Source organism: Mucilaginibacter flavidus, from assembly GCF_024055575.1.
GTDB lineage: Bacteria > Bacteroidota > Bacteroidia > Sphingobacteriales > Sphingobacteriaceae > Mucilaginibacter > Mucilaginibacter flavidus.
The window spans coordinates 63,613-84,771 of record NZ_JAMXOE010000011.1 but is presented as its reverse complement, the minus strand read 5'-3'; the positions used below and the strand labels follow the sequence as shown (position 1 = coordinate 84,771).

Genomic DNA, 21,159 nt, shown 5'->3' with positions numbered 1-21,159 from the left:
TCAGGATTTATCCGAAAAATAAAGATTCGGGTTGCCATACAGATGCATAGCAGCCCAGCCGTTTGGAGCGTAAAATCCTACCGGGGGATCAAATCCATTTTTAGCAGCAGCATGGTTGGCCGCTTGAACCGCAAAACTTACGCTGAGGCCATTTTGCATGCTTTCAAGGAAAACCTCCGTCCAAATTCCCGTCATTAATGGATTATATTTCCAGGAAGGCGCGACTACAGCTTTATAACCAAGGGAAAGTATTTCATTAACAAAAGAGTTTAATTGCTGCTTATATAAATCTTTGGTGACAGCACCGGAATCACAAATAAACACCACTGCAATAAATCCCGATCCGAAAACATGAGCCACACCTGTATCATTTACTAACGCATGACCCTCATCCTGCTGACGGGTATGTACTGACCTGAAACCCATTACTGTTTTATATCCATGTGCTACAAAAAAGTTGATGTTGGCATTTAATGGCGGCTTGGGATATACCGAATTTTGAATGCTAACTCCGTATTTTTCTACCAATACCGGTTTTAGCTTATTCTCAGCAATATAAAGCGGCATATCACCATCGACAGTTGGAACCCAGCAAGCCAAAGTCATTTCCTCCGGCTTTTTACGAATTGTATCTCCGTGTACTGCAAGGTATTCCAATGATATGATATTGGTTATTGGCTGGTGATAGCCAACAAAATCATAATTATTATTCATTACATACTCCTCTACAGGGGCCTCATGAGTTTCCATTTTGCTCATTTCATATTGCTCCGCTGAAACCTCTAAAAGATTTGGTGGAAATGATGCCATTTCTAAACTGAAGGCCACCAGCAATTCTTCAAATGGAAAAGGTATCGTGACACGGGAAAATGCAAGTTTTTTGAGATCTTCTACATATTCCTGTTCCTGAAAATTGATCGGATTACCATTTTTATCATCAAAAAGGTATTCAGGAAGCTGATCAATCCACTTTTTCATTTCCTTCATACTCCAATCAGGCAATGGAATTATTTTAGTATCACGATCGCTATTGATAGCCAGCATTGCCACGTTACCCGCGTATTCAAACAACCAAATCAAAACCTGACCATCCCGTAACGGAATATTAGCTAATAAGTGCTGTCCGTAGTCTTCTACAAAATCAGCAGGGCTAATCTGTTTGCCATCAAATGACGGCATCAAATCCCGCAACCCATTATGAAATACAAGACTTTGATCATTAATTACAAAGCCCGAAAGCAGCAGTTTGTCAACATCTTCAGAGTTTAATGCCATGTTTGCAACGTTATTTGCAAGCATTTCCAGTTTGGTTACTTCCGCTGCAAAATCAGTTGCATAGCGGGTTTCAAACGATTTAACAATGGCATCTTTCAACAATGGGTAAGAGGTATCCTCATTAGGGAAAAATTGTCCTTTCAAGTTATTCAGCGTACTCCCATCGATTTGTTTTTCAAATTCAGCTAGGTATATTTTGAGAGCGGCAGGAACGATAACGAGTCCCAGATTTTCCGCATTCACCATATTATAAATCAAGGCGGTCCAGGGGATGGCACCCTGTTGTCCATGCTTCATAATATCGAGAATATGCTTATCCAAAAACTGCTGGGCTATCTCCATTGCCTCCCCGAGACTCTCGCTATTTCCAATTTTTGAGTTTAGGTAACTCAAATTAAGCTTTTGTAGTTCGTAAGTATCCAGCGGCAACTGTGACAGGGCACGATAGATCCTGTCGACAATTGCAGAAAATCCGAAGTTACGATAGAACAGCATGGAGTTATAAAAGCCGTCAAATACCTGGTGCAAAGGAATTGCCGGCTTAGCATACAATGCAGCTAAATAGGCACACCCGTAAAAAGCGGCATCTAATACATTCCTTTGTGCAGTAAAACATTTAAATAAAGCAAGCCAACCTAGTACGGGCACTGTTTCATATTTAAATGAATAGGCCAATGCCTCCTCAGCGATATCGCGTGCCCGCTGGTGATGCCCGTTATGATTCAGCAGATCAATCACATTTAGAAATGAGGAATAAATATCCTTTTCAAATCTTTCTATACCATGCCCCAATCCAGCTGTAAGGGTTAAGTAAAGCAAGAGCGCATCAAATTGATCATAGGTATAGATTGCTGGCTCAAATGCACTTATGGCATTGATGAGGTGGGCTACCAGGTTGTCCCTGTCGGCTTCACTTAGCTTATGTACTGGTTCAAAAGTTGAGGGACTAATCAACAGGGGCTTTCCGTCACCTTTTAGATGATCAGCAAGCTCATCCATTTGCTGCCTCGCTTTTTCATGGTCGGTTGGTGGATATTCCACCTCTTTAGACTCTATAAATTTCTTTTTGCTTAGTTGCATTAGGGAACGGTCCAGATTGGTGATCAGATAGATCATTCCATCAAAACCCACCTTCCTGAAATTTTCCAGAAGAACCATTCGCGATTCTCTGTTCTTACGATCTATGGCAAAAAAACTAAAGGTAATAGGTGTTAGAAATAAGATCCTGTCCTCAATAAATTGCTTACCCTCTGGTTTTTTATCATAGTCTGTTTGAAAATAGTAAAGCTGTTTTAAGGTATCCTCTAATTCTTTGACTAAATCATCGATACTATTCCGCAGGGGTCGTAATTCTGCATGTTGGGTAAATACAACGGGATTCAGCCCGGCCGGTGTAAGCTGGAAATTTTTGATTTGTAGATTCCGTAGGATCTCGGTAACAGGTGCCGGATGATACATAAATGATAGCAGGTTCTTATCAAATGATTCATCGTCATGATAATAAGGATAAGACGCCAGCGTATCACTCTGTAATTTATCATTCCCAGTAATTATAATAGCACGGGTATATTTTCCAGTATTCACATAATTACCCAATAGAATTTTGTCCATAACCGGGTAACTGCCTACACCAATTCCGCTAAATATGGCATGGTTTGTCAGCAACAATCCACGGACAGTTAAATTTTCTACTCCTGTAAGCTTTTTAATATTTTTTTTGATGGCATCACAGTTTTGGTCAAGTGCATCACAGCGATCCATTATTTTTACCATTTCATCCGCTATGGCTTGGCTGTTAAGTGGAATTCTGGTAGGTATAACTTCAATTACCAATAGTTGCTTCAGGAGTTGAAACACCAATAGACCTTCGTTCTGAAGTTCCGCTGAAATAGGTTGGGTATCAATAAATTTCAATGTGTTTTTATTGCCATTCATTTCTTGCTTCACTTCTCCTCTAAGCAGTGCTTTTTGAGTTGCAGGACTTAAAAAGCTGTCAATGAGACTATCAAACTGGCAAGTCAAATGCCCGCCGCCTAATGACCCAAGGAGGAAAAAATAGTCATCTCCATTTTGTATGAGTGGTTTTAGCCAGATGTCCATATCCTGACCTAAAGGCTGACTCATTGATTCTAAAAATTGTTCAACAAAACTTTTATCAAAACCGCTTTGTACCTGGAGAAAATCTGTGAGCGCTGCCTTTTCTATTTTATAGGGTATGGCCTTGTAGTCTTGAGTTTTGGAAGCTGACTCAGTGATTTGAGGACCGTCAAATGAATTGAAATAAATTTTTAATAAGGTAACCAGGCGAACAATGTCCTTTACCCGGTATTGGTCATAGTTATCCAGTTTTGCGCGTAACAAGTGATCATTAAATGTGACCATTTGGGATAGCACATAGGTTTCAAGACGTTGCTGGTCCGGTTGGTCACTTTTGATTAAAATAACCTTCCCCTGTTCAATCTTATAATCCGGTTTTTTAAGCCCGGATTCAGGAAACTGTAAACCCGTCAAGGTATATTCCATACTTTGATTTTGCTGGCGCAAACGGTTTGCCTGCATAATCTTAAAATAGATTTCCGGTAATTTAGCGATGAGTATAGAATCAGCTTCGGCTTTAACCGTTGCCGTTTCATAAATGCATTCATTAAAATTTTCTTTCAAACCATCGAGAATCGATGCGGTTTGAATCGCATTCATCACCAATGTGGTTAATTTGCCGTTGGCCAGCCGAACACCTTCCTTTTGTTCAAAATTCCCCTCTAATAAAATATTGATAACTTCAACCGCAGAGTCATTAATGGAATCACTTACATCAGTAGCTCCGACTGAAGTGCCATTCATGTTCTTAAAATCCCCCTTCACGAATCGACTCATTTCATCAATTTCGCCATCTCGCTGCCCGGCTTGACGGCCCTGCTCGGCAAGTAAATTCAGATAGGAAAAATTTGCGGTGGCAATTGTCATTGCTATGAGCTCCGCGGTACTCAAACCGGTTTGAGCAAGTCCGTCACGGATTTTTCCGTATAACTCTAAAAAAAGATGATTCAGGTCATTTAATCCGGCGGCAAGCTTCGCGCCATCTGGATCATATTCGACCAGGCCTTTATAATGTTCGGCAATTGCAGCATCTATGATGCCAGAAGTTTTGTGTGGGTCAAAATCATGACTGAAGGGGTTAAGCCGTGAATCGGTTCTTATCTCGTTTGTAATAACATTGTATAAGGTAATTTTTTCCATTGTGATAACGAAGGTTGTAGAGCAAATATATAGTAAGTAGATGTGAATTATTCGGATTGGATTTAAATTAATTATTCTGTTAATGAATTAATGTATCGGTACTTAAATTTTAAAGAGGTCTTCCCCCGCCCGGTCAAGTGTCCACACTTGACTGAATAATGTTGTGAGCGTCTTCGCTCACGAAAGCCGATAGCCCGCTCATTTGACGAAACTTTTAGGAATTTGAATTGATTCAACAATTAATAGCATGGATCGCGAGCGGAGACGCTCGCGAACGTACTCATCCAAGCGGGGACGCTTGGATGGGCGGATGCTTTGAAATTCACCCAAGGGCCGTTCTAAAAAAGGCTCCCAGCTGTCGCAAGCGTTTTCCGCTACCGCAAGTCTCCAGACTTGTGGTCCGCGTTTAGGTAGCCAGCGTTCATATCAGCATCCTGGTGGCCAGCTTTGCAACCAATGCGGGCTACTTCCCGTCCGGTCAAGTGTCCACATTTGACTGAATGACGTTATGAGCGTATTCGCTCACGAAAGGAGGTTGCACGCTAATTTGAAGGGGCTTTAGGAATTTGGGGTGATTCAAGAATTAGATGCCTGGATCGCGAACGAAAACGCTCGCAACGCCATTCATCCAAGCTGGGACGCTTGAATGGGCGGGGAGAAATCGGATTTCGCTAAAATAGTTAAGGTTTGTTTTTATAATCCATTTCAAAAAATTCGGTAACATCTTCTTGCAGATTATCATCGTATTCAATTAAAAAATTTGGTCCTTTAATTGATATATGACATCCTAAAGCGTTTAAACCATTTAATATTTCCATTAGTTTTGGAACATTTACATTGTCCATTATTGCGATTTCGAAATTTGCCATGTTATTTGATATTAAATTTTTTATAAACAATTCCCTAGCTTTTATACTTCTACCTTTATCCGAGCTTTTTCACTGACGCATTGAAATGTCTAAACGCTATGCAATCAAAGTATTCAAAACCTGATTTTTTTGTGCCTTAGAAAACAAGTCTTGAGATCGATATTTCGTGTTACTTCGGGCATAGTTTAATAACTACTTAAAACAAATTTACGCAATAATTTACGTGTTTATTGATGTTGCCTCAAATCCCCCGGCGGGTTTACAGATGTAAACCCCATTATTTTTATAATATTTTGAATATCAGCAAATTACCATTATACCGGGGTATACTGTTAACCCTGCCTGTAAACCCTAAATTAATACACTGACTATCAATATATTATAAACAGCTAAAACTAAATACAGCTGATAATCAGCATGTTCCACAGTATTCCCGGGTGTTCCGTGCAGAAAAATGGAACGCTTTGCCGGCGAGCAATGCTCTTCAACCCGCTGGAAGTGGCATATAATCCTCACATTTTTTTGAATGCGGCCGGGAATGTGGCAACGCATAACATCATAGATGACTTGTAATTGCCTTGGCTAAAAAATAAATGCACTTTTTAGTGGAATATTGTGCTAACAGCCCTGAAAAGCGTTTTTTTTAAATAATGCGCTTTAAATTGACTACCATTGCACGGGGAAATTAGCCCCTTAATACCCTGGATATGAAACTAAAATCTCTACGCACATTATTTGTATTGTCGGCTGTCGTGTTTTTCTACGCATCGTGTAAAAAGCAGGGTGTTCCTTCGGGCAACACCACGAAAGATGCTATCGATTACAAAACGCTGAGCAGCACTATAGGCACGCAATTTTATAAGTCGATTACCGGGCAATACGGCGGGGCCGATGTAAACAAAGGTATAACTTCACCTTATATCACCCATGCCGGCGGAAACAACAGGGTGCTCAACAGCATACCTGCTTTATGTGGTACCGTTATCGATACCACCTACAATACAAAAACCGGTACAAACCCCATCACGGATACTATTAAAACACATTTCGAAAATCTTCATTTTACTTTCACCTGCGATGCAGGACAGGTTAACGGGTACCAGGTTCGCGACAGCCTGGTAAATGTGGCAAACCATAGTTTTTTCGTTTTTGATACTTACGCCATCACGCAATACTATGCGGTGAAAGCGCTTGACCAAACCTATAAGTTTGTTTCTATGGATGGTTCGCTAAGCGCTTTTGTTGAAACAAAGAATATTGAAGCGCCCTCAACAATGTCCACAGCTTCGGTTTATTATTTGGTAGGCCTTAAAGTAAACTTTGCTTCAGGCGCGGCCGACATTACCACCGGAACCACGAGTTTCAAAACAACCACTAAGTTGTATGGCCCGCAGACAAACTATCAAGAACAGGTTGCAACCTATTACGGCACCATTGTGTACTTAGGCAAACATAAGGCTAAGGTTACCTTTACACCGGGAGCGTCTTACATAGTCGACTTGATTACCGGTGTTGTTACACCTGCTTAACCGGTAAAAAGTATAACAGGCGAACCGGCCGAACAAGATATTGGGGTCACTTTCGGTTCCTCTCCCTGGTGCAATATAAAAGTAGCCCGCTTTGTTAAAAGGCGGGCTACTTTTATGATGTTGAATTTGTAATTTTCAAGTATTGCTGATTAGCATGTTGACAACCGTTCGCTTTGTAACCTGTCGGCGGGCTACCCCGATAGATCGGGGTGGCAGCGCAAAAAGGAAACGCCTGCGGGAGCGGCGGGTTTACAGGTGTAAAGCCTTGTATTTTCATAATGTTTTGGATATCAGCAAATTACCATTGTGCCGGGTATACTGTTAACCCTGCCTGTAAACCCCCAATTAATACGCTGACTATCAATATATTATAAACAGCTAAAACTAAATACCGCTGATAATCAGGATGTTCCACAGTATTCCCGGGTGTTCCGGGCAGAAAAATGGAACGCTTTGCCGGAAAGCAATGCGTCTTAACCCCAAAGCGGGCTAAAAAACTTAACTTAATGAATTGATTATAGCCCTTTTACAATTGCCAGCGACTTTTCAACATGGTCGGTAGCTGAAATGTGATCGGTTTGTGAGGAAAAGACAGCTACAACTTTACCACTTTTATCAATGACAAAAGTGGTCCGCGGGATAAAACCGTGTGTAAGATCCATACCGCGCACGTCTTTGATTCCGACCTTTGCCGCTCCCATTGTCAGGCCGTATGATGCTGCAATTTTGCCGTCGGCGTCTGAAGCGACGGCGAACTTGCCTGCACAGTAATTCGGATCGGAAGAAAATGAATTCAGCCGCTGGATATCGTCTGCGGATACACCGATAATGGTAGCTCCGGCCGCGGTAAATTTATCACTGAGTTCGGCGAAGGCATGTGCTTCCGCATCACACCCGCCGGTATAGGCAGAAGGATAGAAATAAATCACCACGGGCCCTTTAGCAAGGGCTGTTTTTAATTTAAAATCAAAGGCACTACCGGCCAGGCTGGCCTGGGCGGTAAATACGGGCGCTGCATCTCCTTTTGACAACATTGCCGATTGGGCAAAACCAGACCGGGCTACCAGGAGTGAAAAGCTGAAAACTAAAAAAGATAAGCAATAATATTTCTTGAACATGGCGGATGGTTTTGACAGAATGATGGTGTTGTTATCAAATCTACAATAGTTTGCAGAGAATTAACTCATATGTCATCAAAATTTTACTGTGGTACCCCCCTGGCTCGGGCAGGCCAAAAGAAAGTTCAAAATGAGAAAGTTAAGGCATTGAAATAATTAAACAGCCGTATAAAATATTATATTTGGTAGCTATGACGACTAAAAACACTTACCATCCCCTGGTCATAATCACGCTTTTGATTTTCATTCTTCCGGCGTTCAGCTTTAATATATTTAGCCACAAAGCACCGCCTGCCGAAAGCTGGTGCGACCGCCCCCTGCGGCGCGGACTTGAAAAATTAGCCGAGATCAAAACATCGAGGCCCTGGTTTAAGGTTTACAACGTTGGGCACAACACCTACGCCATTGACGAACCCTATAATTGGGAGGAAACCATTGGCTACCTGATTTTAGGTAAAGATAAAGCCTTGCTGTTCGATACCGGCATGGGGCTCGACTCGATATCGCTTGTGGTAAAGGAACTGACCAAACTACCCGTAACGGTGCTTAATTCGCATACCCACCCTGACCATATCGGCGGCAACAGCGAGTTCGGCCATGTTTTGGCTATGAATGCCAACTACACGCGCATCAACTCGGCCAGGGGATACCAGCACCAGGACGTAAAATGGGAAGTACGCCCGGCTTCATTTTGCTTGTCCCGGCTGCCCCGTGCAGATACCGCTCATTATTATATCAAGCCCTTTAAAGTTTCCAGGTTTATTAGTGACGGCTATATGATAGACCTTGGTTCACGAAAATTACAGGTGATAGCCACACCCGGGCATACGCCCGACGCGATTTGCCTTTATGATAAACAAGCCGGCTATTTTTGGTGCGGCGACAGCTTTTATGAGGGCCCTATTTTACTGTCGGGCGATAGCACAGATTTGAAAGCCTATAAAAAAAGCATAAACATTATGTCGCACTTTGCCGCTATGGCAAAACGTGTATTACCTGCACATAATCTGCCAATCGCAGATCCGGCCCTGGTAATTAAAGCGGCAGCGGTTTTCAACCAGATAGCATCGGGGGCGCAAAAAGGGGTACCGGGAGAAGACAATACGCTTGTATTTGATTTTGGCAAATTTTCCTATCAAATTGGTCAAAGGTTTATGCCGCAGTTGGTATTGAGTAAAAAACCATGACCCGCTTGTGGATATGGGCCACAATATTCAGCCTGGCATGTCAGTCCGCGTGCTAAGCATGTTGTATAGGCCACTGCGCTCATGCTTCGAGAACCTCAGCATGACACCCTTTTTTGCAAGCCACAGTATTCATCGTGATTGCCATAAAATAAAGTCATTGATAATCAGTATGTTTCACAAACGTTCGGGGTGTTCCGCGTGCAAAAATGGAACTCTCACACTTGGCTGCGTCGAAGCATCGATACCCGAACGGGCGAAAACAGAAATTGTAACGCTTGATTATCAACTATTTATATCCGACCAAAATTGAATACACTGATAATCAGCATGTTTCACAGCGTTCGGGGTGTTCCGCGTGTAAAAATGGAACGCTTTGCGAAAAAAACTAATTGCCACTTAAAATTTCTCACGTTGCCATCAGCCCCAAAATCACTATCTTTATTACAAAACTTCAAAAAAACATTCCCCATGAACAAACTCATCGTCATAGCTTTCCTCTTGATCTCAACCCTGTCCTACTCCCAAAGCAAAATAGACACCACCGGCTCCAAAATATCTTCCGCCGATGCCCAAAAGGTATTGGACCACCATAACCTGGTACGAAAAGAAGTTGGCGTACCTGCCCTTACCTGGAGTAAAGAACTTTCAGCCTACGCCCAGCAATGGGCCGATCACCTGGCCAGCACTAATACCTTTTCGCACCGGCCAAATAACCAAAACGGCGAGAATATTTTTATGGGCTCCGGCAGCTACACCCCTATGGATGCCTCTTTGAGCTGGTACAGCGAAATAAAAGATTATAAATATGGTAAGTTCACCGGCAGCGGCGGGGTGGGCCACTATACCCAAATGATCTGGAAAAACACAACCCAGGTTGGCCTGGGCGTGGCAATTGCCTCAAATGGCGACATCTACGTGGTGGCCAACTATGCCCCTGCGGGTAACTATATCGGGGAGTTTCCTTATGAAAAATAGGTTGACAAAAATTGACGCTGGCGTAGCCTGGCATATTTTACAATGCAGCTTACTGGTTTTTTATTAAACTTGTAATTATGAATGTAACAGAACTCAAAAACCTGCAGGCTCCGCTCAAGGATAAATATCGTGAGCAGCCGGAGTCGGCAATCATCACCTTAAAAGCAGAGGGAAAGATCGGCGAAGGTATTTCGTGTAAAGTGGAAACCGGCAAAGCTATTGTGGAAGCAGGGCTGCATCCCGCCACGGGCGGCACAGGTATGCTTGCATGCTCGGGCGACATGCTATTGGAAGCACTGGTCGCCTGCGCGGGCGTCACCCTGCAGGCAGTGGCAACAGCCATTGAAGTGAACATAAAAAGCGGGACCGTGCGGGCAGAAGGCGACCTGGATTTCAGGGGCACGTTAGGCGTGAGTAAAGAGGCCCCTATCGGCTTTAAAACCATCCGCATGGAATTTGACCTGGATACCGATGCCGGCGAAGAGCAAATAACAGCCCTCAAAAAACTAACCGAAAGGTATTGCGTGGTATATCAAACCCTTGCCAAAGGGGTGGAAGTTAATACCGAATATCATATAAAATAAAAACCAGTGCAGGGCTAGCGGTAGCCTCACCCCAAACCCCTCTCCAAAGGAGAGGGGCTAAAGCGAGCGAAATGCAAGCAACAAACTTTACTCTTTAGCTGTTGCAGGGCTTATGGTTGTGTTAATTTCAGTAATCACATTGGCAGGAAAGCCTCCCTCTTTAGCATGTTCGCGAATGAGGTCCTCGTTCTCTGCTTTGTAAACACAGAAAATTTTGTCGCCGGTTACATAGCTCTGTAACCATTGAATTTTGGGGCCCATGTTTTGCAGCACACTGCATGATTTTTGTGAAATAGCCTTTAACTGTTCTGGGGTTAATTTCCCTGCGTTAGGGATGTCGCGTTCGATCAAATAAGTTTTCATTTTTGCTGAATTTGGTTTTGATAAAGTGTCTGTTTTGGTTGTTTGTGCCATGGCGGTGATGCTGCTGAACAGGACGATGGCAAGAACGAGGATGTTGTTTTTGATGTGTTTCATAACATGAATGATTTAAGTATTAATGAATAATCAAAGATATTGCCGGCAAAAAGCGGGGGCTATAACAAATCATTCAATAAATGGCAATCTGTATGAAACAAATCCGTCAATAAGTGGTAAAATTTAAGCAGAGGGGGTTGCTCAATTAAAGTAGCTCGAGGTAAGTGTTGGGCAGGAGCCCGTATTTCTTTTTAAAACACTTGGTGAAATAAGAAGCGCTGGTAAAGCCTGAATCGAAAGTTACCTGCGCAATATTGTAATTCCGTTTCCGCATCAGTTCTTTTGCTTTATGCAGCCTGAAATCCTGTACAAGCGAATTGGGCGGCAAGCTTGTAAGGGCTACGGTTTTCCGATACAATTGTGAAGCGCTCATGGCAGTTGCCGTGCAGTAGTCCGAAATATTAAAATCCGCGTCCTGCCAGTTCTCTTCCAGCTTGCTGAACAATAATTTCAATAAATGCTCATCCTGCGGCAAAAGGTTCAGGAAATACTTTCGATCCGCCTGGAAAAGGTCATCCGCAATCAATTCTTTTACGGCTGATGCAAGGGCGATCTTTCCGTCTTTTGCAATACGGCACATGTTTGAGGCGAATTGGATGGTTTCTCCAAACAGGTGGTCGCTGTGCTCAACCGGCTCGCCGGCGTTTACCGCTAACCTCAAATCAATTGGTTTTGAAATGGAATCCGGCATTTCCTTGCGGATCGACAACGCACACGCCACCGCTTTGGAAGCTGAAGAAAATGACACAACAAAACCGCTTCCTTCATGTTCAACTTCACGTCCACCGTATTGCGAAATATTTTTCCGGATAATGGTGGAATGCGCGCTCAACAATTCGCCTGCTTTCTCATCTCCAAATTGATGTTTCAGCAAAACAGGATCAATCATTTTTGTAACCAATAATATCCTGAAAGAAGGGTCGGCAAAAACTTTTAAACCTTCATTTGTGACCGCTGCATCGGAAGGGTCGTAGATACGCCCCAGGAAAGCTTCAACCAGGCTGCTATCCACTTCAATAATTTTATTGGGGGTAAGGCCATGTGCTTTGCTATGCATTTCGACCACTGCATCTTTATCCGGCGCCTCAATAAGACAGAAAATACTTTCGCGGGCCTCGTCAATCCAATAGGTCATGCAGTTGCAGCCATGTTCGTGCTGGTGAAACAAGTCCAAACGGTGCGCTTCAGCAACGTCTTTTGCTTTTACGCCCGGAACAATATGAACATCCATGAATATCGGCATAGCAATGCATTAAAACAGGGCTAAATTTAAGATTTTTTTGCGTTGGGTACGAATCAGTAAGAATTAATGTATTGATATCCTGCAAATTGGGAGAGTTAGCATGCTATTCCGTTCCCGCCTTTGAATACGAAAATGGTTTGCATAAGCTAAATTCATAAAAAATGAAATGATTATATTTAAGCCTTAAATCAATATATCATGAAAAAGTTAATCCTCGCGTTATTTTTGCTGGTTGCATTTCTGCTGGGTTATGGTTTCAGGAGCATAACATCTCCGCCAAACACCGGCCCGCGGGTAACCGGCATCGGAGGCATCTTTTTTAAAGCTAAAGATCCGGCTGCGTTAAAAACATGGTATGAGAAAAACCTGGGCATGCGCATGGTGCAAAGCGGCACCAACTTTGAATGGCACCAGGGTACCGACAGCACAAAAAAAGGGTTCACATTATGGGCGCCGTTTAAGGAAACCACCAAATACTTCCAGCCCTCAGAAAAGCAATTCATGATTAATTACCGGGTGGAGGGGCTGGCTCAACTTTTGGTGAAGCTGAAAGCCGCAGGTATAATGACCACGGACTCGGTAGAAAAAGCCAGTTACGGCAGTTTTGTGCACCTGATGGATCCGGAAGGCAACAAGATAGAATTGTGGGAAGCAAATGATGTAGAATATGCGAAAATGGGAACTATAACGACGAAATAAAACCAACTAAGACTTTAAAGCCTGAAATGAGATGTGCACTAATCTTTTTATTGCTGACGGTAACTTCTTTAGTTAAAGGGCACACACCCCGTGATCCAAAAATCCGCTTTGATGGGTTTTATCAAGCTAAAGCCGACAAACACGAAAATGATTCAGACCATCATTACCTTAGATTTTATGCCAGCGGCAGAGTTATCAGTGTAACATCAGACGGAACCCCGGATGATTTAAAAACATGGTTCAATTTAAGTAAGGATGATATTCCATCGGGTAGCTACAAAGTTACCGCCAAAAAAATTTATTTTTTCAACTGTGAATAGACATGGAGGATCGGTAATTTACAACGGGAAAATCAAAAATCAATATGATTTGGTTCTAAGATTTAAAAGCTTAATGAACGGACATAAAGGGCGCGATAAATATCATTTTGTTGCTGTTTCTGATCTAAATTAATTGAATCCGCCAAAATGCAGCACCAAGAATTTACCCCTCCTGAAGAGCTACAGGATACTATAAAGTGCTTTTGGCACAACAAAAGAGACACCGGGGAACAGGAATCAAGTTTTGAAGTACAACCAGACGGTTATGCTGAAATAATTTTTTATTTCGGAAGCGCCCTTAGCTTTTCTGAAAATGGAACCTTGCAGTCATTGCCATCGCCATTTATGATGGGGCTGCTCAATCAGCCTGCTATTTTTTACACCAAAAAGCGCCTGGAAATTATAAGTATAAGGTGCTTTCCCTGGACTGTATTTGATTTGCTGGGACTGCAGCCCGGCAAAGACGGTGTGCGCATATTTGAGCACCCTATCGCCCGGCTTCAACCCGTGTTAAATGAGTGCGTTCAAGGCGGCAGGATAGATGAAGCGCTGGATGTGGTAAAACAGTATTTCCTGGATACGCGGTCGGGGGTAGCTAACCGCAGTGTGCTGTTCAAAGCGGGAGTGGCAATGCGCGAAGCAAACGGCGCCATGCCGGTAAGCCGGGTAGCGGAGGCAGCGCACGCCACGGTCCGTACCTTGGAAAGGAAATTCAAGCAATCTTCCGGCTATACGGTTAAAGATGTGTCGGGCCTTATACGCTTTGAGCAGGTGCGAAACCGGTTATGGCATCATCCGGATTGTAACCTTGCCGGCCTGGCCCATGAGCTGGGCTATACCGACCAATCACACCTCAGCAGGGAATTCAAACGCTACAGCGGCAGTACGCCGGCCGCATTCGCGCGAAAGGCAAAGAAAGGAAAACCGGCGGTAAGCAGCGATTTTGTCGCGTTTGTACAAGCCTAACCCAGTAGCATATCGGAATTTTGCGCTTTCAATAATTCAATATGAAAGCCACACTTGAAACTAATAAATCCGCACAAAATAATCCAATTTACGATGTCATCATATCCGGCGCTGGCCCGGTAGGGCTGTTGCTGGCCTGCGAGCTGGCGCTGGCAAAATGTTCAGTACTTGTACTGGAAAATGCGGAGAACCCGCGTTCGCCGTTGAAGCAGCTTCCGTTCGGTATACGGGGGCTCTCTGTGCCTACCATCGAAGCGCTTGACCGTCGTGATTTGCTGAAAGAACTGGAGATACATAAACGCCTTAAAAGCCCCCACCAAAATGCAGGACAAGGATCACGTCGCCAGGTTGGGCATTTCGCCGGCATCCCATTTCATGATGGCGATATCGACCGATCACAGTGGACATATCGTTTACCAGGCTCAACCGACACCAGCCTAATTTCTGAAATGGAGGAGCTTGAAACAATACTGGCCCGCCGTGCAGAATCCCTAGGCGTAGAAATAAAACGCGGGGTTGCCATTACCGGCTTTCATCAAACCGGGGACGGCGTAACTGTTCAATCGGGCGACCAATCCTTTAAAGGCAAATGGCTGGCAGGTTGCGATGGAGCCCGTAGCTTTGTTCGCAAGGCGGGCGGCTTTGAATTTGTGGGTACGGAGCCGGAATTTACCGGCTACACTGCTAAGGTTGACATTGCCGACCCGGAGAAGCTCAGGCCAGGCCGGAATATGACACCGACGGGCATGTACCTGCAATCGCAGCCGGGTTACCTGGTGATACAGGATTTTGATGGCGGGGCATTTCATAATTCGGAAAAGCCTGTTACGCTTAAACACTTGCGAGAAGTGCTGCACCGCGTCTCCGACACCGATGTCACGATCAGTGCCCTGCATATCGCCACCACATGGACTGATCGGGCACGGCAAGCCACAACCTACCGCAACGGGCGGACACTTTTAGCCGGCGATGCCGCGCACATTCACTCGCCGCTGGGCGGCCAGGGGCTTAACCTAGGGCTGGGCGACGCCATGAACCTGGGCTGGAAGCTTGCCGCAACCATCCAAAACAAAGCACCGGAAGGCTTGCTGGACAGTTATTATACCGAAAGATACCCAATTGGTGAACAGGTGTTGGATTGGTCGCGCGCCCAGGTTGAGATTATGAATCCCGCCCCTGCTGCCCGCGCGCTTCATGCGATTGTGCGCGACATTATGGATACCCACGATGGCGCTACCTATTTTGCTGGGCGGGTATGGGGTATTAACATGCAGTACAATCTCGATAGCGATCACCCTTTAGCAGGGCGTAGCGTCCCCAACTTTGAATTGGTAGACGGTACGACAATTGGCAGGTTAATGCAAGATGGCCGGGGCGTACTGCTTGATTTTGACAGGAACGAATCAATAAAAGCTTTGGCAGGCGAATATGGCGACCAATTCAAATATGTTTCCCGCCCAGCGAAAGAACAATTAGGTCTGAGTGTGTTACTGATACGCCCGGATGGGATTATCGCCTGGGCTGCTAACAACGATCCTGACTTAAGTGACCTCCAAAAGGCTGCCGATCGATGGTTTGTTTGAAATTGAGGCGATAAACGAGAACAGTTAACCGAACGGGACCATTAGCCGCAAGTCTAAACGTTTTCTTCAGGGAATTTAATTTGCAGCATTGTTCTTGTCAATAATTTTTCTACATTTATAAAGTAAAATCTAAACCTTAAAAATCACATAAATCACAAATTTCGCGCATTTTATTTCTTATAAATATCAACTCAGGCTGGTGTAATTTTTATGCTCCTTTATGATAAATTAAGTTCTAAACGGCCGGAAGTTGTCTTTTAAAACAAGACCATGATTTACATTTTTAATAACCCCAGCTGGCATTAAACAGGCGATCCGCGTGCATATATTTTTGACTGAAAACCTTGTACACAAATTATAAACCCTAAACTAAATAAGCAATCACATGACTGAAAAATCAAACAACCCCAAAAAGACCAGTACGCCGGACGCCGGTGCATCAGACAAGCATAAAGTTAAAGCTGCAAACAGCGGATCCACGGCAAATGATGTTACCTGTTGGGACAGCGATGGTGATATAAAAATTGTTACCCAGCGCCTCAAAGAGATGTTTGTTGAAATGGGGCAAAAAACAAAAATCGAAAATGGGCAAAAGCCTGCTGAACGGGCGGTTTTCCGTAAGCAACATGGCATCGCTTACGGCACGTTCAGGATAAAAAAAGATATTAGGCCCGAATTTAAGGTTGGAATTTTTGCCGGTGACGCTTACGAATGTGCCGTACGTTTTTCGAGTGATACCACCCCAACATCGCCCGACTTGCACTCCACACTGGGACTCGGCCTCAAATTATTTGGTGTTGAAGGCCCCAAATTATTCGGCGATGGCACTAACGCAGATTTTATCTTCCAAAACATCGACCGCTTTTTTGCCCGCGACGCGCAGCAGATGTGCAGCTTTACAACCGCCGGCGTAATTGACCACGACTACGATTCTTACATCAATAAGCATCCGAAACTCTCGAATATTCTAAACGCGATGACAAAAGTTGAAGCGAGTTGTTTAAGCGCAGGCTATTGGGCAATTCTTCCTTTTAAATTGGGTGAGGAGAATATTGTTAAATACCGCCTGGTTCCGGAAGATGAGGATCGTGGAACGCCTTTTAATGATAACAATTACCTGGCCCTTGATTTACAACAACGGCTGCGCAGCAAGGCTGCAAGGTTTCGATTTGAGATACAACTGCGCACAAATGATGCAACCATGCCCCTTAATGATGCCCAGGATGTATGGAGCGTGGAAGAAAGCCCTTATATATGTATTGCCGAACTGGAATTCCCAAAACAGGATATCTGTGCCATAGGGCAGGCTGAATTTGGAAGTATCCTGGCGTTTAATATCTGGAGGACATTGCCTCAGCATGAACCGCTTGGGTCGATTGCCCAAACCCGTAAAGAAGTTTATGCTGCAAGCTCTGAAGCCCGCCACCAGGCAAACGGCCAGCAACTACAGGAACCTCTTATAATCAACGTGCCATTTGAAGGAAATACGGATGAAAACAGCGACTGCATTGTTACGGCGGGGATATACCCTCCTATCGGAGTGATGCGGGTTGGGAATAGCGATGAAGAATATTTTATCGGACCACTGGTTACGGAGCCTGAACAAAAAATGGACGACTATGCTTACAGGGACCAAACCGGGGCCCTAAAGCGCCAGGCCGCCCAATTTAGGATTTACGGATTTAATGCCGCGGGGAAAGCAATTAAGGAATTGACTGCCGATAACGCTAAAATTGTTTGGCATGCTCATTTAGCAAACCAAAAGTCATCGTGGTATCAATTTCAAATGGCCCTGGATATTCCGGATGCCGCCACCGCTCCGCCGTCTATGTTACGAAATATTAATGTTGCCGACAGGAATTCGCTTATTATCGATGGGGGGAACCAGCTGATCAGCCAGCCGAATGTTGATAGCGGGCATCCTTTTGTGGGCAAGTTCCAGGAAGAGACCGTTTATCTCGGGGAGATGCGTACCGATGAAAAGGGACGCCTGATTATGCTGGGTGGCCACGGGGTATCAAAAAACATTGACGGAGATATTGCTATTACCTTCGCAAATAATGAAGGGTGGTATGACGACATTTCTGATGGCCCCGTTACTGCCGAGGTTGAGTACAACGGCGTTAAGCTTAAGGTTGACCCTGCGTGGGTAATTTGCGCACCACCTGATTATGCACCTATGCAGAAGTCCGTTCGCACCATGTGGGATTTAATGAGAGATGTTGCGATTAACGCCGGAATGCTTCACCGGCCGGCCCGGCCTTCTTTTACAAAAGATATCCTGCCTATTTTTCAGCGAATGACGAACCTTCAATGGGTTAATGCCGGGTTCGGGGCAGCTTTTGGCTGGGGTGGTCAATTTGATTATACAACGGCAAAATGGATGGTGAAATTAAACGATCCATCCCCTGCCAATATGGAGATGCGGCGTACAATCTCAAATAACTTCCGTCGGTACGAAGTTTCGGGCGCGGAGGCGCCGCAATTGTGGCCATGGATGTATGGCGACGCTATCAGTATCCCTTCCATGGGGTCGGTACGGCAACACTCAACATTATCCCAATTGCAACTTGAATTTATTGATCAATGGGTTAAAGGCGACTTTGACGCAGACTTTGTGGACATGACCGGTTGCCCCCATGTTCCGGAACCCGTTACCATTGATAAATTACCTGTAGCCGAGCAACCGGATATGCTTACGAGAGCAGCGATGGAATTTTGCCTGGCAGACGCCTTCCACCCGGGATGTGAAATGACCTGGCCAATGCGGACTGTCGGTATGTATATGTCGGCCTTCCGGCTTAAACATGCCCCGAAAACACCGCCTGTAAATTCGTCTTATTACGGGCTGGTTATGAACAGCGATGTATTTACTTTGGCAAAGGGCCCTTTACTGGGCGGACAAGTTGCCGGTGCCATTACACGATGGATGGCCATTCCGTGGCAAACGGACACGGCGAGTTGCCGGGATGGATATACGTCTGCCTACGATCCGTACCTCCCAACATTCTGGCCGGCCAGGGTGCCTAATAATATCTTAAGTGAAGAACGTTATAAAGAATCAATAGACCCGGCCTTATCGGAAGAAACCCGTAAACAGGCATTTGCTTACCGTAAAGAATGGCTTGATGATTTGCCGCTGGACGGAGAAGACCCTAATTACACGAACCAGATTAACAGCATGGTGAAGTACTTTGACAAACTTGCTGTGGTTCAACCCCGTCCGGGGGTGCCCAACGATCCGAACTTTCCGCCAAAAATGCAGGTGGGTATAACACCAAATGCAAAACAGGAAGCTGCATTGCTTACAGCGGCGCTGAAAGAACTGGAAGGTATATTAAACAGTAAAAAATCGCTTGGCAAAAATTTACAGCATCTTTTGCATACCGCTGTCAGTGATCTATCGCACAAGGATTTGCTGAACGAACAAGGCTTAATAACCAGTGCAAAAAGTAACTTAATTTCATTGGTTGAGCAGGAACTGAGCGAAGATTTCAAGTTGACGCCGACCGTTCAAAAACTGCTGACCTTATTAGGTTCCAAGGCACCAAAAGCGGCGAAACCGTTAGCCATGAAACATCACATAGCTACAGGGGGGAATATTGGTGTAACGGAGAAACAAAACCGATTCTCGAGGTACATACCTAAATAAAAACGGGGCATACCCGCAATTTTTATGAATACCGAAATAAACAACGATGTTGATGTTGTGATTATTGGCGGGGGTGTGGCTGGCTGTATTGCCGCCATCGCCCTCGCCGAATCGTATCATGTGGTGCTGATTGATAAGCTGGACCAGCCTGTTGAGCGAATTGGAGAATGCCTGCCCCCGGCCGCCCGCAGGATACTCAGACGGCTCGATTTATTGGATGGTTTGGAAAGTGCCGTTCCGCCTGGCGGGCAAAGCCCACATCTGAAAAATATCGGGACACGATCTTACTGGGGGAAAGAGCAAGTCCAAATTGTAGACCATTTGCGAAACCCGGATGGCTTTGGCTGGCATTTAGATCGCCGGGGCTTTGAAACCTATCTGCGTAAAGCCGCTTTAAAAAGGGGCGTAAATTGCGTTTGGCCGGCTAAATTACATGACGCACATTATGAAAACCTTTATTGGCATATCACTGCTGAACCCGTTGGTGAAGCATCAAAATCTAACGACTACTGTTACAGGGCAAAATTTGTAATTGATGCAAGTGGCCGGCAATCTCATTTTGCGAGAAAATCAGGTGTTCAGCGCCAGCACTTCGATAAACTGATTGCTTGTTGGGCCACGTTGCCCGATTTTGAGCAAAATAAAATGAGTACAATTTCAGCGAGCGAACTGGGATGGTGGTATAGCGCGCCCTTACCCAATAACAAGCGGGTGCTTGCCCTGCAAACCGATTCGGACTTAATCGACCGCCGGGAAATAAAAAATGTAAGCCAATTTATTAAGCTCGCGCAAGCCAATAGCGAAGTGGCGAAAATCATTGAACACAACCAGGGCGGCATTGAATTTCACCAAACTGTCGCTGCCAATTCAACGCGCCTAAACCAGGTTGCCGGACAGCAGTGGGCCGCATTGGGCGATGCCGCCATAAGTTTCGACCCGCTATCTTCACAGGGGATGTTTAATGCAATGGCCGGTGCTATGCAACTCGCAGAGATGCTGATAGTGTTCGGGCTGATAGAAAACCCCGGTTCAAAAAACATGGTCCAATTCCAAAATGCTTATACCTACCAGATCGACCAAATTTGGAGCCATTATATCAACCACAAAAAAACCTTTTACCGCCAGGAAATGCGTTGGAAAGAGTCGGTGTTTTGGAAGAGGAGGCACGATGATTAGTATAGCGCGTAAACCCGCCCGTTCCTTACCAACGTTGGCGACATTCCTACGGCAAACTTCAACCAACATGTATCCGTAAAACTGCAAAGTTCGGCATTAAAAACGATGGCATGCTGACACTGTTTTGTCAGCACTTTTTACATTTTTGGTGGTGGGTTTTAAAGTAAAAGCCAGCATATCGCATTGTAAATGCACTTTTTACCAATAGGTATTGACTATTTGCTGTTCCACCCTGTTCTATATGTTTCACTGTGAACAGCAACGTTTTT

Annotated in this window: 15 protein-coding genes; 10 read left to right on the top strand and 5 right to left on the bottom strand. The window is 44.6% G+C overall.

The genetic code is table 11. The features are described 5' to 3' along the window. The gene (locus NAF19_RS16765) at positions 1 to 4,512 is read right to left on the bottom strand and encodes a hypothetical protein (RefSeq protein ID WP_252791288.1); all 4,512 of its coding nucleotides are present in this window, start codon (positions 4,510 to 4,512) and stop codon (positions 1 to 3) included. Between the two features lie 680 nt (positions 4,513 to 5,192). Further along, the gene (locus NAF19_RS16760) at positions 5,193 to 5,381 is read right to left on the bottom strand and encodes a hypothetical protein (RefSeq protein ID WP_252791286.1); all 189 of its coding nucleotides are present in this window, start codon (positions 5,379 to 5,381) and stop codon (positions 5,193 to 5,195) included. 707 nt (positions 5,382 to 6,088) lie between these two features. Here NAF19_RS16760 and NAF19_RS16755 point away from each other — a divergent pair. Next, positions 6,089 to 6,910 (top strand): hypothetical protein, encoded by an 822-nt coding sequence (locus NAF19_RS16755; protein ID WP_252791284.1) that lies wholly within the window; start codon positions 6,089 to 6,091, stop codon positions 6,908 to 6,910. A gap of 515 nt (positions 6,911 to 7,425) precedes the next feature. Here the strand turns inward: NAF19_RS16755 and NAF19_RS16750 are convergent. Then, complete coding sequence (locus tag NAF19_RS16750; RefSeq protein WP_252791282.1) at positions 7,426 to 8,028, bottom strand: peroxiredoxin; 603 nt, start codon at positions 8,026 to 8,028, stop codon at positions 7,426 to 7,428. Between the two features lie 191 nt (positions 8,029 to 8,219). Between NAF19_RS16750 and NAF19_RS16745 the strand changes: the two genes are divergently transcribed. The 3 genes from NAF19_RS16745 to NAF19_RS16735 all read left to right on the top strand — a co-directional run bounded on the left by NAF19_RS16745 (position 8,220) and on the right by NAF19_RS16735 (position 10,774). Continuing rightward, positions 8,220 to 9,215: an MBL fold metallo-hydrolase gene (locus NAF19_RS16745; RefSeq protein WP_252791281.1), complete on the top strand. Its 996-nt coding sequence runs from the start codon at positions 8,220 to 8,222 to the stop codon at positions 9,213 to 9,215. 468 nt (positions 9,216 to 9,683) lie between these two features. Continuing rightward, complete coding sequence (locus tag NAF19_RS16740) at positions 9,684 to 10,190, top strand: CAP family protein (protein ID WP_252791280.1); 507 nt, start codon at positions 9,684 to 9,686, stop codon at positions 10,188 to 10,190. 77 nt (positions 10,191 to 10,267) lie between these two features. Further along, positions 10,268 to 10,774 carry an OsmC family protein gene (locus NAF19_RS16735; RefSeq protein WP_252791279.1) on the top strand — a complete coding sequence of 169 codons (507 nt, stop codon included), beginning with the start codon at positions 10,268 to 10,270 and terminating at the stop codon, positions 10,772 to 10,774. 87 nt (positions 10,775 to 10,861) lie between these two features. Here the strand turns inward: NAF19_RS16735 and NAF19_RS16730 are convergent, their stop codons facing one another. After that, the gene (locus NAF19_RS16730) at positions 10,862 to 11,251 is read right to left on the bottom strand and encodes a DUF4242 domain-containing protein (RefSeq protein WP_252791277.1); all 390 of its coding nucleotides are present in this window, start codon (positions 11,249 to 11,251) and stop codon (positions 10,862 to 10,864) included. A gap of 145 nt (positions 11,252 to 11,396) precedes the next feature. Beyond that, the gene (locus NAF19_RS16725; RefSeq protein ID WP_252791275.1) at positions 11,397 to 12,494 is read right to left on the bottom strand and encodes a nickel-binding protein; all 1,098 of its coding nucleotides are present in this window, start codon (positions 12,492 to 12,494) and stop codon (positions 11,397 to 11,399) included. 198 nt (positions 12,495 to 12,692) lie between these two features. On the opposite strand from NAF19_RS16725, the gene NAF19_RS16720 reads away from it, so the two are divergent. The 6 genes from NAF19_RS16720 to NAF19_RS16695 all read left to right on the top strand — a co-directional run bounded on the left by NAF19_RS16720 (position 12,693) and on the right by NAF19_RS16695 (position 20,890). Further along, positions 12,693 to 13,193: a VOC family protein gene (locus NAF19_RS16720; protein ID WP_252791274.1), complete on the top strand. Its 501-nt coding sequence runs from the start codon at positions 12,693 to 12,695 to the stop codon at positions 13,191 to 13,193. Positions 13,194 to 13,219: 26 nt separating this feature from the next. Continuing rightward, positions 13,220 to 13,513: a hypothetical protein gene (locus tag NAF19_RS16715; RefSeq protein WP_252791272.1), complete on the top strand. Its 294-nt coding sequence runs from the start codon at positions 13,220 to 13,222 to the stop codon at positions 13,511 to 13,513. A gap of 147 nt (positions 13,514 to 13,660) precedes the next feature. Next, positions 13,661 to 14,479 carry a helix-turn-helix domain-containing protein gene (locus NAF19_RS16710; RefSeq protein WP_252791271.1) on the top strand — a complete coding sequence of 273 codons (819 nt, stop codon included), beginning with the start codon at positions 13,661 to 13,663 and terminating at the stop codon, positions 14,477 to 14,479. Between the two features lie 41 nt (positions 14,480 to 14,520). Then, on the top strand, positions 14,521 to 16,062 hold the full coding sequence (locus NAF19_RS16705) for an FAD-dependent monooxygenase (RefSeq protein WP_252791269.1): 1,542 nt from the start codon (positions 14,521 to 14,523) through the stop codon (positions 16,060 to 16,062). A gap of 385 nt (positions 16,063 to 16,447) precedes the next feature. Next, on the top strand, positions 16,448 to 19,714 hold the full coding sequence (locus tag NAF19_RS16700; protein WP_252791268.1) for a LodA/GoxA family CTQ-dependent oxidase: 3,267 nt from the start codon (positions 16,448 to 16,450) through the stop codon (positions 19,712 to 19,714). A 24-nt stretch (positions 19,715 to 19,738) separates the two neighbouring features. Then, positions 19,739 to 20,890: an NAD(P)/FAD-dependent oxidoreductase gene (locus NAF19_RS16695; protein ID WP_252791267.1), complete on the top strand. Its 1,152-nt coding sequence runs from the start codon at positions 19,739 to 19,741 to the stop codon at positions 20,888 to 20,890. Positions 20,891 to 21,159 lie beyond the last annotated feature (269 nt).